Source organism: Streptomyces nojiriensis, from assembly GCF_017639205.1.
Taxonomy (GTDB): domain Bacteria; phylum Actinomycetota; class Actinomycetes; order Streptomycetales; family Streptomycetaceae; genus Streptomyces; species Streptomyces nojiriensis.
The window spans coordinates 3,510,628-3,524,564 of the sequence record NZ_CP071139.1 but is presented as its reverse complement, the minus strand read 5'-3'; the positions used below and the strand labels follow the sequence as shown (position 1 = coordinate 3,524,564).

Here is a 13,937-nt window from a genome sequence, read left to right as displayed (position 1 = left end):
CTCACACCCACGTCCGGGGACGGAAACGGTTTGCCCGCTCCACCAGTTCGATCCTCTCCTCGCCACGCCGCGCCAGCCGTGCGAGGACGCGGTACGAGCGCTCCAGTCCGAAGCGCAGGCCCCGCTCGTCCAGTTGACTGCCGAGCAGCGAGGTCCGGCCGGGGTCGGAACCCCGACCACCCGACAGTACCCAGTCCAGGGCCGAGCCCAGAACCTCCGTCGCGAGCCGCTCCTGCCGCTCCGGGTCCAGTCCGAACCGCCGCAAGGCCTCCACCTGGTCCGCGGCGGCCGCCAGGTCGGCCAACAGCGGCTCCTGAGGGGACCGGTCGCGCAGACGTGCGCGTACGGCCGCCACCCGCGCGGCGGTGTAGTGGATGGACGACTCCGGTACGGATTCCAGCGTGCGCACGGCCGCGTCCCGGTCCCCGGTGGCCAGTTGGACGCGGGCCAGCCCGAAGGCCGCGCTCACGAACCCCGGGTCGGTGATCCACACGAGGCGGTAGTACTCGGCGGCGTTGTCCAGTTGGCCCAGCACCTCCGCGCACAGCCCGAGGGCCAGCTTCGGCGCGGGCTCGCCCGGGAAGGCGTCGTAGATCGCGTCGAAGGACAGGGCCGCTATCTCGTCGTCACCGGTGGCCAGCGAGGCGATGCCGCGGGCCCACACCACCCGCCAGTCGTCCGGATGCCGGGCCTCCAGGTCCGCCAGGGTGTGCCCGGCCTCGGGCAGCTCGCCCAGCTCCAGGCGGGCCCGCAGCTCCCGCAGCCGCAACTCGGCCGAGTCGGCCGGCGCCGCGCTCAGTGCGCCCAGCAGGTCGCCCGGCGCGGAGGCCAGCAGACCCGTCAGGAAACCGACGTTCGGGTCGGCCGCGTCCACCAGCGGTACGGGCAGGGCCAGCGCGCTGTCGCGCGCGTCGAGCGGCGTCGCTCTCGCGGAGGCCGGCTCCGGGGACAGGAGTACGGGTACCGGTGCGGCCCCCGCGCGCTGGACCTCGCCGGACGGCGCGGGTCGCGGACCCGGCACCGGCGCACCCGTCACATGCGTGGCGGTGGTCCCGAGCCCGGCCGTGCCCGCCCCCGAAACGCCGGTCGCGGGTCCCCACGGACCCGGCACGCCGCCGCCGGCCGCCCCGGGCACGGGCGTGCCGCCGGGCGGGGTCCCACCGGCAGGTGTACGGCCCCGCGGGCCGAGCGCCCCGGCGGCCGTCGCCCCGGCCACGGCGGCGCCGCCGGGCGCGTGCGCTCCGGCCGCGTGCGCTCCGGCCACACCCCGGCCGCGGCCGGCGAGCCCGAACAGTCCGCCGCCCCGCCGCGAGGCGATCGGCCGGTAGCCCAGCCGGGAGACGGCGGTGTCGGCCGCGTCGGCGAACAGCCGGGTGTCCGGAACCCGCAGCTCCGGGCCGAAGAGGGTGGACAGCTGCGGCCGCGGCCGACCCGTCTGCAGGGCGACCACCTCCCGCAGCACGCCCGTCAGCTGGTCCGCCATCTCCTGCGCCGACGAGAACCGCCGCCCCGGGTCCGGGTCGGTGGCCCGGACCAGCAGCCGGTAGAAGGACTCGTACCGCCGGAACACCTCGATGTGCTCGGGATCCGGCAGCGAATCCACGAACACATTGGTGTAGCCCTGGAAGTCGAAGGTCAGCACGGCCAGCGTCCGTGCCACCGTGTAGAGGTCGGAGGCGACCGAGGGGCCCAGCTCCGCGACCTCGGGGGCCTGGTAGCCCACCGTGCCGTAGATGGCCGACTCGGTGTCGTCCATCCGCCGTACCGCGCCCATGTCGATCAGCTTCAGCTGGTCCTGCTGCTGGATCGCGTTGTCGACCTTGAAGTCGCAGTACAGGAGGTTCCTGCTGTGCAGGTGTCCGAGCGCCTCCAGCGCCTCGATGCCGTAGGCGCAGGCCTGTTCCACCGGCAGCGGGTCGCGCCGCCCGTCCGGCCGGCGCCGCTCGTTCGCGATCTCCTTCAGCGATTTGCCGCCGACGTACTCCATGACGATGTACCCGTCCAGCGAACCGGTCCGCTGGTCCAGGTGCTCCACGAAGTTGTAGATCCGCACGATGTTGGAGTGCTCGATCTCCGCGAGGAAGCGCCGCTCCGAGATCGCGGCCTCCATCGCGTCCTGGTCGCCCGTGTCCAGCAGGCCCTTGAGCACCACCCAGCGGTCCGCGACCGCCCGGTCCACGGCCAGGTACACCCAGCCGAGGCCGCCGTGCGCGAGGCAGCCCAGCACCTCGTACTGGCCGCGCACCACATCACCGGTGCGCAGCTTGGGCACGAAGGAGTACGGGTGCCCGCACTTGGTGCAGAACCCTTCCGTCCGGCCCGGCCGGTCGCCCCGGGAGCGGCCCACCGGGGCCCCGCAGTCGGAGCGCGAGCAGAACCGCTTTCGCTCCGGCACCTCCGGGTTCTCCAGGACCGCGGTCGAGGGATTCGGACGCGGCACTTCCGGCACGTTGACCAGCCCGGCACCCAGCCGGCTGCGGCCCGAGGCCGCCGAGCCCGAACTGCGCACCGACACCGAACGGGTGGACGCCGTCCCCGACACCGAGCGCGACAGCCGCCCGGACACCGAGCGGCGCGAGGAGGAGGACCGGGAGGAGCGCGCCGAGGCCGAGGACCGCGCCGAGCCGTGGGAGCCCTGCGAGCCCATCGAGCCGCGGGACCCGCCGGAGCCCAGGGAGCCCCGGGCCGCGCTCGTCATCCCCGTCGGCGGCGACACCAGCTCGTCCGCGCCCGCCGCGATCGAGCCGATCGGCGCCAGCCCGCACGTGTCGCAGTAGACCTCGCCGCCGCCCATGTCCTCGTACGCCCCGGGACAGTCGGGACGAACGCACGCGGTTCCGATCAGGCTCATGCGTCTTCCTCCCCCGGCCCGTCGGGCCGCTGTTCCTCGTGTCGTGGTTGCTCGTGTCGGGGTTGCTCGGGCCGGTCCTGGGGCGGCAGCAGTGACTCCGCCGTCGCCCGCTGGTAGCGCAGGACGGCCTGCTCGGCGGCCCGCAGGTCGCAGGGCGCGCTCCACAGCATCCGCCGGGCGGCGTCGTACCGCTCGATCAGCAGGGGGTCCTCCGCCATCCCGTGACGGGCCACCTTCGCCTTGTACGCGTCCAGCCGCCCGCGCAACTCGGCCCGTACGGCCAGTGGCGCCGTCACGGCGGTCAACGATTCACGGGCCCGCCGGAGTTCCTCCTCGGCGCGCTCCTCCAGCGATTCCAGCAGGGGCGAGAGCCGGTGCCAGCGGGCCTGGCGCCGGTGCTCGGCCGCCGCGGCTAGCTGCTCCTGGAGCACCGTGGGCGGGCCGCTCACCGCGGGCACCTCGGACGCGGCGATCTTCGCCAGCACCTCGCCGCGCGCGGTCCGCGCCTCCGCCAGGGTCCGGTCGGCCCGCGAGAGCACGTCCCGCAGGGCGATCAGCCGCTGCTCGGCGTCCTGCCGCACGTCGAGCACCGCCTCGATCTCGCGGCGTACGTCCTCCAGCGCGAGCGCGGCCCGGTCGTAGCGCCCGGTGTCCGGCCGGCCGCCGCCGGGCGCGGAACTGCCCGTCGCCGGCAGCCAGAAGGCCAGCGGATCCGCGATCACCCGCGTGCGCAGCTCCGTCAGCTCGGCGGTGATGTCCTCCAGGTCGTCGCCGGAAGGGTGCTCGCCCGGCCGCACGCCCACCGAGTGGGCCAGCGAGCGGGTGCGGTGCAACTCGGCGGCGAGCAGGTCGATCCGGGCGGGCAGCGCCGACCACACGGCGTCGGCGGCGACCACCACGTCCAGCGAGCGCGCGTACAGGCCGTTCATCCGGGCCACCAGCTCGGCGAGCGAGAGCCGCTCGGCCAGCGCGGCGCCCTCGGCGGCGGCCCCGGCGATCAGCACTCCCGGCCCGCGCAGCCGCTCGGTCAGCTCGACCAGGTCCTCGCGGTTCGGCCAGCGGCGCCGCTCCCGTACCTCCCGGGCGGCGGCCAGGGCCCCGCTGTAGGCGTCGAAGTACGTCCACAGCCGGGTGATGTCCGCGTCGGCGGCCGTCCACCGCTCCTTGGTGGTCCCGCTCAGCGCGGCGCCCTCCAGCAGCCGGCGCCCGGCATGGTCCTGCAGGGCGAGCAGCGAGGTCTCGACGGCCTCGTGCTCCGCGCCCAGCCGGGCCAGGGCACGGTCGACGTCGTCCCGGTCCATCACTGCAGACCCCGCCTCCACCGACTGTGCCTCCGCTTCCGCCGCCTCCGTGTGCGTCCTCGTATCCTGCCCCGCGTCCGGTCCCGTGTCCGAAACCGTCACGGGCCTCAGCCGTCCCGGTACTTGGGTGCGGGGGGTGCCGTCACGCCGGGCAGCACGGGCTGCAGGTGCTTGAGGTACGCCTTCATCCAGGGGCTGTCGCCGCCGCCCGCGCGGTAGTTCTCCAGCACCTTGTTGACCCGGCGGACCAGGTCCGACGCGTCCTTGTTCATCGCCACCCCGTAGAACTCGCGGGTGAAGGGCGAGCCCACCAGCTGCACCGAGGGGTCCTGGGCGGCCTGACCGGCCGCGAGGGCGTTGTCCGTGATGATGCCGTCGACCTCGCCCAGCTGCAGCCGGACCAGGCAGTCCAGCTGGTTGGCGACGGTGACCGGCACCGAGCCGTACGACTGGGCCTTCAGGGCCGCCTCCGCCGTGGAACCGGCCGCGAAACAGATCCGCCGGTCCTTCAGCGAGGGGTCGTACCCGGTGATCGGCGAGCCCTTGGGGGCCAGGACCTGCTGTCCGGCCTCGAAGTAGGCCGTCGAGAAGGCGACGTCCTCCAGCCGCTTGCAGTTGATGGTCATGGTCCGCACGACGATGTCGACGCGTCCCTCCTGGAGGGCGGGGATGCGCTGACTGGTCGGGATGGCCCGGTAGATGACCGCGTTCTCGTCGCCGAGGATGTCCTTGGCGATGGCCTTGACCAGGTCGATGTCGAAGCCGTCGAGACGGCTGCCCTCGGCGGTCTGGTTGCGGTAGCCCCAGCGGAAGCTGTTCTGGTCCACGCCGGCGACGAGCTTGCCGGCCGCCTTGATCCGCGCGATGGTCGCCCCGTCGACATCGGAGGGGCGCAGGCTGGCCTCGGGATCCTGGCAGGTGTCGGTGAGGGCCCAGGGCGCGGCCGGGGCCGCCGCCATGGACGCGGGCCGGTGGACCGCCGGCCGGCCGGTGTCGGGCGTCGCGTGGGCCAGCGGCAGCAGGGCGACGGCGGCGGTCGTCGCGCAGGCGACGGCCATCGCGCTCACCCCGCCCCAGCCGCGCAGCCGGCTCGCGGCGCGGCGGATGCCGGACGCCGCGCCGGCGGTCGCCGCCCGCCCGGCCCGGCCCGGCCGGCTCTCCCGGGCTTCGTCGTTCCCGTGGTTCTCGTGACCTTCGGCGGCCCGCCTCGCTCGTATCCGCATCGCGCTCACCTGTACTCCGAAAGCCTGCGCCCGATGCCGAGCAGAGCCGCTGCCGCACCGATGACCGCCAGGGTCGCGGCCCCTGTCACCAGCCCGCCCAGCGCGCCGACCCCGTCCTGGGCGGACCGGGTGAACTCCCGCTGCTCGTGGGCGACGGCCTGTTCCAGGGAGGCGTCCACCGTGTCGAAGGCGGCGCCGCTGCTCTCCTTGTGCTTCTCGTCCCCGACGACCTGGGGCAGCGCGGCCTCGTAGTCCCCCTTCAAGTCCGCCTCCCGGGCCGCCGTGTGCCGCTGCTTCCACTGCTTCACGCCGTCCGCCGCCCGGCTGACGGGGTCCCGGCCGGCCGCGTCGTCGGCGAGCCGCAGCGCGGTCGCCAGCCCGGCGTCCAGCTGCTTCATGTTGTTCGTGAAGTCCACGTCGTACTTGTCGGACTTCTTGTCCTCGGCCAGTACGGCGCCCCGCGCGATCAGCGTCAGGTTCTCCCCGGCCCGCGCCTGCAGGGAGGCGATCCGCGCGTCGTTGAGCACCTTCATCGACTCCTGCCCGTCCGCCCGGGCCTCGCTCAGCGAGGCCCGCGCCACCGTGTGCCCCACGGCCAGCCACAGCAGTACGACCACCGACGCGGCCGTCGCGGCCACCAGTCCGTGGTTGAGGACCCGGTTCGTGTGCCGGTAGTTGCGCCGCTGCGCCCAGACGAGGGCGCCGACGGCGAGCAGGCCCAGACCGATCGAGGCCAGCGGCCAGGACCGGGCGTCGTCGTGGTCCGTGTAGAGCCGCTTGGTCTCCGACTCGTACAGCCGCTGGGCGGCGGGCAGCAGCTGGGTGGTCATCTGCTCGTTGGCGTAGCGGAGGTAGGCGCCGCCCAGCGGCAGGCCCTGCCGGTTGGTGGCCCGGGCCTGCTCGATCAGGCCGGTGTAGCGCGGGAGCTGCTCGCTCAGCACGGTGATCTGCCGGCGGGAGTCCTCGTTGCCGCCGGTGTTGGCGGCCGCGCTCACCAGCAGCTTGGAGGCGTTGGCGATGTCCTTCTCGTACCGCTGGCGGACCTCACGCGGCTCCTGGGCCCCCAGCAGGAACCCGCTGGAGGAGGTCGTGTCGGCGTCCGCCAGGGAGCGGTAGATGCTCGCCGCCTCCGCGCTCAGCGGCTGGCTGCGGCCCACCACGTCGTCGGCGGCCGAGGCCCGGTCGGAGATCTCCCAGACGCTCACCGTGCCGAACAGCACGATCAGGGCGGCCAGTACCGCGCCGATGATCCGCAGCCGGCCCGGCTCGGTGGTCGCCGCCTCGCGCAGCCGCTCCACGCCCTCGGCCCAGGCGGTCCGCCCGGGCGGCCCGTCGGGCGGTGGCGCCGTCGGCCCGGAGGGCAGCACGGAAGTACCACCCCCGGGCGCGGGCGCGCGTGATGTGATCGCCACCGTGACCTCCCCCTCGGTCCTGTCGTCCTCCAGCCGACGCTGGGAGGCACCCCCTGCGCAGCAGTATGGCCGTAGTGCCGGTCGACCACAGCACCCGGTGCTGGATCCAGGGCGATCCGTCCCCGAGGGCCCCCCTTCGTTGCCCCTTCTCCGTCAATACGTCCGTATGGGCGCCACGGTTCCAGACCGGACGGCTTCCGGGGCGGGTTCACCCGAAATGGGCACGGAGTTTTTCATAGGCCTCGGGCGGGGAACCGAGCGCGTCCAGGCCCAGCAGGCCGGCACCGAGCACCGGTGGGGCCGTGATCACGCAGGTCCGCGCGCGCGGGGCGCGTGCGGTGAGGCCCGCCGCGATCCGGTCGTTGAGCTGCGGGTGTCCGGCCGCCAGCACACTGCCGCCCAGTACCACGGGTACCTCCTGCCCCAGCAGACCCAAGCGTCCCAGCGCCACCGACGCCATGGCCACCACCTCGTCCGCCTGCCGGTGCACCAGCGACAGCGCCACCGGGTCCCCGGCGGCCGCCACCGCGAACAGCACCGGTGTCAGCTCGTGCCGCCGCGCGTGCGGCACCCGGCCCAGGTGCATCGCCTCGATCAGCGAGGCCATCGACGGGTGCCCGAGGTGCGCGGGCAGTGCCCGGGCCAGCTCCGTCGGCCCGCCCCGCCCGTCCTCGGCCCGGGCCGCGAACCACAGGGCCTCCTCGGCCAGTCCGCCCCCGCCGCCCCAGTCGCCGGAGATCCGCCCGACCGCGGGGAAGCGCGCGGTCCGCCCGTCCGGGGTCATCCCGACGCAGTTGATGCCCGCCCCGCACACCACCGCGACCCCGCACGGATCGGCGCCCGTAGGCAGCCCGGAGCGCAGCAGCGCGAAGGTGTCGTTGTGCACCGCCGTCGTACGGCCCCAGCCGCGCCGCTCGATCTCCCGGGCCAGCTCCCGCTCCTCCACCGCGAAGTCGGCGTTGGCCAGGCACGCCGACACCCGCTCGGCCAGCGGCCCGGCCCCGGGGCCCGCGCGCAGCCCGGCGTCGGCGATCGCCTCGGCGAGCACGTCGACGGCCGCGGCCACCCCGGTGCGCGGCGGCTGGAAGCCCCCGGCCTGGCCGGAGCACAGCACCGAGCCGTCCGGGGCGAGGAGCGCCACGTCCGTCTTGCTGTTGCCCGCGTCGATCGCCAGCACCGAGGCGAGGGTCACGCCCATGGCAGGTGCTCCTTGTTGTGCGCGAGGAGCCGGTCGGTGAGTCCTTCGGCCAGGTCGTACTGGCCGATGAGCGGGTGCGCCAGCAGTGCCTTGAAGACCCGCTCGCGCCCGCCGTGCACGGCCGCGTCCAGCGCGAGGTCCTCGTACGCGCTCACGTGCGAGATCAGCCCGGAGAACAGCGGGTCCAGCCGGGGTACCGCCAGGGGAACGGCGCCGGATCCGTCGACGCGGGCCTGCACCTCGACGACCGCGTCGTCCGGCAGGAAGGGCAGCGTGCCGTTGTTGTACGTGTTGACCACCTGCACGGCCGGCCCGCCGTCGCCCAGCAGGGAGGCGGCCAGGTCCACGGCGGCCTCGGAGTAGAAGGCGCCGCCCCGTTTCGCCAGGAGCGCCGGCTTCTCGTCGAGCGCGGGATCCCCGTACAGGGCGAGCAGTTCGCGTTCCATCGCCGCGACCTCGGCGGCCCGCGAGGGCTTGGTCCCGAGTTCCCGGACGACCTCGTCGTGGGCGTAGAAGTAGCGCAGGTAGTACGAGGGCACGACGCCGAGCCGGTCCAGTACCGCCCGCGGCAGCCGCAGGTCCCCGGCGACGGCCTCGCCGTGCGCGGCGAGCAGACCCGGCAGCAGGTCCTCGCCGTCCGGGCCGCCCCGGCGCACGCCGAGCTCCCAGGTGAGGTGGTTGAGGCCCACGTGGTCCAGGTGGAGGTCGGCCGGCGCCAGGTCCAGCAGGGCCGCGAACTTCCGCTGCAGGCCGATGGCGACGTTGCACAGCCCGACGGCCTTGTGCCCGGCCCGCAGCAGGGCCCGGGTGACGATCCCGACCGGGTTGGTGAAGTCGATGATCCACGCGTCCGGGTTGGTCCGCCGGACCCGCTCGGCGATGTCGAGGACCACGGGGACGGTGCGCAGCGCCTTGGCGAGCCCGCCCGCGCCCGTGGTCTCCTGCCCGACGCAGCCGCACTCCAGCGGCCAGGTCTCGTCCCGCAGCCGCGCGGCCTGCCCGCCGACGCGCAGCTGGAGCAGGACCGCGTCGGCCCCGGTGATGCCCGCGTCGAGGTCGGAGGTGGTGGTGACGCGGCCCGGGTGGCCCTGCCGGGCGAAGATCCGCCGGGCCAGGCCGCCGATCAGCTCCAGCCGTTCGGTGGCCGGGTCGATCAGTACGAGCTCGCTGACGGGCAGGGTGTCGCGCAGCCGTGCGAACCCGTCGACCAGTTCGGGGGTGTAGGTGGAACCGCCGCCCACCACTGCGAGTTTCATCGTCGTCAGCCTTTCACGCCGGTCAGGGTGACTCCCTCGACGAACGCCTTCTGGGCGAAGAAGAAGAGGACGATCACCGGTGCCATGACCAGTACGGTCGCGGCCATGGTCAGGTTCCAGTTGGTGTGGTGCGCCCCCTTGAAGGACTCCAGTCCGTAACTGAGGGTCCAGGCGGCGGGATTGTCGGAGGCGTAGATCTGCGGGCCGAAGTAGTCGTTCCAGGCACAGAAGAACTGGAAGAGCGCGACCGCGGCGATCCCGGGGCGGGCCATCGGCAGGACCACGCGCAGCAGGGTGCGCACCTCGCCGCAGCCGTCGACGCGGGCCGCGTCCAGGTACTCGTCGGGGATGGTCAGCAGGAACTGGCGGAGCAGGAAGATGGAGAAGGCGTCGCCGAAGGCCATCGGGACGATCAGCGGCCACAGGGTGCCCGACAGGTCGAGCTGCTTGGCCCAGAAGAGGTACATGGGGATGACCACCACCTGCGGCGGCAGCATCATCATGGCGATCACGAGGAGCAGCGCGAGCCGTCGTCCGCGGAAGCGGAACTTGGCGAGCGCGTACGCGACGGGCACGGAGGAGACCACGGTCAACAGGGTGCCGAGTCCGGCGTACAGGAGCGTGTTGCGCCACCAGGTCAGGAAGCCCGGGGTGTGCCACACCTTCGCGTAGTTGCCCCATTCCCAGGTGTCGGGCCACAGGTCGCGGGTCAGGGCCTGCCGGTCGCCCATCAGGGAGGTGAGGAGGAGGAAGACGAAGGGGAGGACGAAGAAGAGGGCGGCGGCCACGCCGAGCGAGTGCACCCCGACCCAGTGCAGTACCGCCCTGGAGGATCTCCGTCCGGTGTGCGCGCTGCTCATTCACCTGCTCCGATCAGACCGCCACGGCGCCGCATCAGGAGCGCGGTGAAGGCCATGGAGAGGGCGAACAGGACGAGCGCGACGACGCACGCGGTGCCGTAGTCGAAGCGCTGGAACCCGAGGTTGTAGACGAGCTGGGGCAGCGTCAGGGTGGACTTGTCCGGGTAGCCCGGCTCGAACTGCTGGCCCGAGCCGCCGATCACCCCGGCCGCGACCTTCCCCGCCACCAGCGGCTGGGCGTAGTACTGCATGGCCTGGATGACCCCGGTGACCACCGCGAACATGATGATCGGCGAGATGTTGGGCAGGGTGATGTGCCGGAACCGCGCCCAGGCGCCGGCCCCGTCCAGCTCCGCGGCCTCGTACTGCTCCTTCGGCACGTCGAGCAGCGCGGCCATGAAGATGACCATCAGGTCGCCGACCCCCCACAGGGCGAGGGCGGTCAGGGCCGGCTTGGACCAGTCGGCGTCGGTGAACCAGCCGGGGGTGGGCAGTCCCACCGCGTCCAGCAGGGTGTTGACGGGTCCGGTGCCGGGGTTGAGCAGGAAGACGAAGGCCAGGGTCGCGGCGACGGGCGGGGCCAGGTAGGGCAGGTAGAACAGGGTCCGGAAGACCCCGGTCCCGGTCTTGATCTTCGTGATGAGCAGGCCGATGCCGAGGCCGAAGGCGACCCGGCAGGTGACCATCACCAGGACCAGCCACAGCGTGTTGCGCATCGCCGGCCAGAAGAGCGGATAGTCCGTGAAGACGTAGCTCCAGTTGTCCAGGCCGTTGAAGGCGGGCTGCCGGAAGCCGTCGTACCTCGTGAAGGAGAAGTACACGGTGGACAGCAGCGGGTAGAGGAAGAAGACGGCGAAGCCGATCAGCCAGGGAGAGAGGAAGGCCGCGGTCCGCAGGGCGGAGCGCCGCCGCTTCGATCGCAGGGGGTGGGCGCCGGTCATCGGGCTACTTCGCCTTCGCGATGTCCGTGTCGATCTGCTGGTCGGTCTTGGCGAGACCGGCGGGGATGTCGGTGACGTCGCCCTTCTCGACCCCGTACGCGAAGTCCTCGAAGGTCAGCTGGTAGGTGCCGCCGTCGGCCTTGGCCGGGGTGGAGCTGGACTTCGGGTGCCGGGCGATGTCGAGGAAGGTCTTGAACTCCGGGGTCACCTGCAGGTTCGGGGACTCCAGGGCGGCCAGCGTGGAGGGCACGTTGTGGATGGCGTTGGCGAAGGCCACCACCGCCTCGGTGTCGGTGGTCATGTATTTGACCAGCTCCCAGGCGGCGTTCTGCTTCTTGCTGCCGGAGGCGATGCCCATGATCGTGCCGGCGACGTAGCCCTTGCCGTAGTCGGCGGCCTGCTCGTCGGGGACGGGCAGCGGGGCGGTGCCGATCTCGAAGGGGACGCCGGCCTCCTTCGCCATCGAGGCCCGCCACTCGCCGTCGATCTGCATGGCCACCTGGCCGGTGTGGAAGGGGTGCTCGGCGCTCCACTCGTCCCCGAAGGTGTTGCGGAACCGCTCCAGCTTCTCGTAGCCGCCGAGCTTGTCCACCAGGTCCTTCTGCGCGGTCAGCATCTTGGCGAAGGCCGGGTCCCCGGCCAGGTTGGACTTGCCGTCGGCGCCGAAGTACGTGGCGCCCCACTGCGCCGCGAGCCGCGTCGGCTTGGTCTCGTAGCCGTGGAAGGTGGGCATCAGGCCGACCTGCTCGTACGAGTCGCCCTTGAGTTTGGTGAGCTTCTGCGCGACCTCGGTGAACCGGCTCCAGGTCTTCGGGGGTTCGGTGATGCCGGCGGCCGCGAAGGCGGTCTTGTTGTAGACGAGGCCGTACGCGTCGTGCAGCAGCGGCAGCGTGCACTGGTTGCCGTCGAACTGCGTGTACTCCAGCAGGGTCTTGGGGAAGACCTTCGTCTTGTCCACCCCGGACTTCGCGAGGAAGGGGTTCAGGTCGGCGAAGGCGCGGGAGTTGCAGAACTTGCCCACGCTGTCGGTGGTGAAGGAGGAGACCACGTCGGGGGCCTTGTCCCCGCCCGCCCGCAGCGCCTGGTTGATCTTGTCGTCGGTCATGTTGCCGGTGACCTGGACCTTGATGTTCGGGTGCGCCTTCTCGAACCGGGCGATGTTCTCCTCGATGGCCTTGGCCTCGCTCGGCGCGGACCAGCCGTGCCAGAAGTTGAGGGTGACGTCCGCCTTCGGATCGTCGGAGGCGGTGTCCGCGCCCTGGCCCGTACAGGCCGTGGCGAGGGCGGATATCGCCGCGAGGACGGCGGTCGCGGTGGTCAGGCGTCCGGTTCTGGGCATGGCGGGGCTCGCTCTCTGCGGGAGGAACTTCCGTGGGGGGTGCCGGTGGGGGTGGCGGTGGGCCGTGCGGGTGTGCCGGTGTGCGGGTGCCGGGGTACGGGGTACGGGGTGCAGGGGTCCGGGGGATGTGGTGCGGGGGAGGGCGCGGACGGCGGGCGCCGGGCGGTTCAGCCCGAGGTGTCGAAGACTTCGTCCCGGGTGGCGGCCAGCGCGCTCTCCAGCGCGCCGTACAGGACGGGCCGCTCCCGCACCTCGCCGGGGACCAGCCGGGGCCGGGAGGGGGCCAGTTCGGCGAGTTCGGCCTCCAGCAGCGCGCGCAGCGGTTCGCCACCCGCGCTGATCGCCGCCCCGGACAGGACCACGATCTCCGGGTCCAGCACGGCGACGACCGAGGCGAGACCGGTGGCCAGCGCGGTGGCGTACGACTGGAGGAACCGCAGGTGCGCCCCCTCGGGGGCGGCGGCGGCCCGCGCGAGCAGGGCGACGGCGGCGGCGACCTCCGGTCCGTGCGGTGCTCCGGGGGACCCGGGCGCAGCGGGGGCGTCCACGGGCTCCACGCCCAGTTCCGCGGCGAGCCGGGGCAGTCCCTCCACACCGGCCAGCTCCTGGTACCCGCCGGAGTTGGCCCGGGTGACCTGCCGGACCAGGGGCCGGCCCGGCACGGGCAGGAAGCCCACCTCGCCGGCGCCGCCGGTCCAGCCGCGGTGCAGCCGGCCGCCCAGGACCAGTGCGGCGCCGAGGCCTTCCTCGTTCCACAGCAGGACGAAGTCCTCGTGGCCGCGGGCGGCGCCGAGCCGCTGTTCGGCGACGGCGGCGAGGTTGACGTCGTTCTCGTACTCGACGGGCATCGGCAGGGCCGCCGCCAGCTCCTCCAGGAGGGTGGGGGAGTGCCAGCCGGGGAGGTGGCTCGCGTAGCGCAGGCGGCCGGTCTGGGGGTCGAAGGCGCCCGGTGTGCCGATGACCACCCGGCGCAGGCCGGTGCGGTGCAGTCCGGCGGACTCGACGGCTCCGTCGAGGGCCTCGGTCACCTGGGTGACGGCGTCCGCGCCCTCGGTGTAGGGGACCTCGTGGGTGGCGACCACCGTGCCGGTGAGGTCGGCGACGGCCGCCAGCACCCGCTCCGGCGTGACGTCGAGACCACCGACGTAGGCGGCCCGCGGGTTGATCGCGTAGAGCTGGGCGCTGGGGCCGGGGCGTCCGCCGTCCGTGCCGGTGGCCACGACGAGCCCGACCGCTTCGAGGCGGGCGAGCAGCTGCGAGGCGGTGGGCTTGGACAGCCCGGTCAGGTGCCCGATGCGGGTCCGGGACAGCGGGCCGTGCGTCAGCAGGAGTTCGAGTGCGGCCCGGTCGTTCATGGCGCGCAACAGGCTGGGCGTTCCGGGCGTGGCGGCGGGCATCGAGCGGCTCTCCCTCACCGAGGTGATCTGTTAGGTAAGTTTCCTATCACCTGTTGAAGTGTGTCAATGCCGCTGCCCCGCAGGCTGTGTCATTTCACGGATGACCTGCGGGGCGGCGGGGCGAGCGGGGCTCGTGAGACGTGCGGCCCTTGGGCTGTT

At 73.1% G+C, this 13,937-nt stretch carries 11 protein-coding genes; 1 reads left to right on the top strand and 10 read right to left on the bottom strand.

Features of this window, described 5'->3' with window-relative positions; genetic code table 11:
- Position 1 precedes the first annotated feature (1 nt).
- Positions 2 to 2,440: a serine/threonine-protein kinase gene (locus JYK04_RS16400; protein ID WP_425282270.1), complete on the bottom strand. Its 2,439-nt coding sequence runs from the start codon at positions 2,438 to 2,440 to the stop codon at positions 2 to 4.
- Between the two features lie 10 nt (positions 2,441 to 2,450).
- Here JYK04_RS16400 and JYK04_RS42395 point away from each other — a divergent pair, with 10 nt between their 5' ends.
- On the top strand, positions 2,451 to 2,777 hold the full coding sequence (locus JYK04_RS42395) for a hypothetical protein (protein WP_425282269.1): 327 nt from the start codon (positions 2,451 to 2,453) through the stop codon (positions 2,775 to 2,777).
- 70 nt (positions 2,778 to 2,847) lie between these two features.
- On the opposite strand, the gene JYK04_RS16395 is transcribed toward JYK04_RS42395, so the two are convergent.
- From JYK04_RS16395 to JYK04_RS16355, 9 genes are all read right to left on the bottom strand, one after another.
- Positions 2,848 to 4,152, bottom strand: coding sequence for a coiled-coil domain-containing protein (locus JYK04_RS16395; RefSeq protein WP_229875237.1), 1,305 nt, complete (start codon positions 4,150 to 4,152; stop codon positions 2,848 to 2,850).
- Positions 4,153 to 4,259: 107 nt separating this feature from the next.
- Positions 4,260 to 5,210, bottom strand: coding sequence for a glutamate ABC transporter substrate-binding protein (locus tag JYK04_RS16390; RefSeq protein WP_229875292.1), 951 nt, complete (start codon positions 5,208 to 5,210; stop codon positions 4,260 to 4,262).
- A 170-nt stretch (positions 5,211 to 5,380) separates the two neighbouring features.
- Positions 5,381 to 6,739 carry a hypothetical protein gene (locus JYK04_RS16385; protein ID WP_373317598.1) on the bottom strand — a complete coding sequence of 453 codons (1,359 nt, stop codon included), beginning with the start codon at positions 6,737 to 6,739 and terminating at the stop codon, positions 5,381 to 5,383.
- Between the two features lie 256 nt (positions 6,740 to 6,995).
- Positions 6,996 to 7,985 (bottom strand): N-acetylglucosamine kinase, encoded by a 990-nt coding sequence (locus JYK04_RS16380; RefSeq protein WP_189737027.1) that lies wholly within the window; start codon positions 7,983 to 7,985, stop codon positions 6,996 to 6,998.
- On the bottom strand, positions 7,976 to 9,241 hold the full coding sequence (locus JYK04_RS16375) for a 6-phospho-beta-glucosidase (protein WP_189737025.1): 1,266 nt from the start codon (positions 9,239 to 9,241) through the stop codon (positions 7,976 to 7,978). The genes JYK04_RS16380 and JYK04_RS16375 overlap by 10 nt, the downstream gene beginning before the upstream one ends.
- 5 nt (positions 9,242 to 9,246) lie before the next feature.
- Positions 9,247 to 10,101, bottom strand: coding sequence for a carbohydrate ABC transporter permease (locus JYK04_RS16370; RefSeq protein ID WP_189737023.1), 855 nt, complete (start codon positions 10,099 to 10,101; stop codon positions 9,247 to 9,249).
- Positions 10,098 to 11,042, bottom strand: coding sequence for a carbohydrate ABC transporter permease (locus tag JYK04_RS16365; RefSeq protein WP_189737021.1), 945 nt, complete (start codon positions 11,040 to 11,042; stop codon positions 10,098 to 10,100). Before JYK04_RS16365 ends, JYK04_RS16370 begins: the two co-directional genes overlap by 4 nt.
- Before the next feature lie 4 nt (positions 11,043 to 11,046).
- Positions 11,047 to 12,381 carry an ABC transporter substrate-binding protein gene (locus JYK04_RS16360; protein WP_189737018.1) on the bottom strand — a complete coding sequence of 445 codons (1,335 nt, stop codon included), beginning with the start codon at positions 12,379 to 12,381 and terminating at the stop codon, positions 11,047 to 11,049.
- Between the two features lie 167 nt (positions 12,382 to 12,548).
- Positions 12,549 to 13,778 (bottom strand): ROK family transcriptional regulator, encoded by a 1,230-nt coding sequence (locus JYK04_RS16355; protein ID WP_189737017.1) that lies wholly within the window; start codon positions 13,776 to 13,778, stop codon positions 12,549 to 12,551.
- Positions 13,779 to 13,937 lie beyond the last annotated feature (159 nt).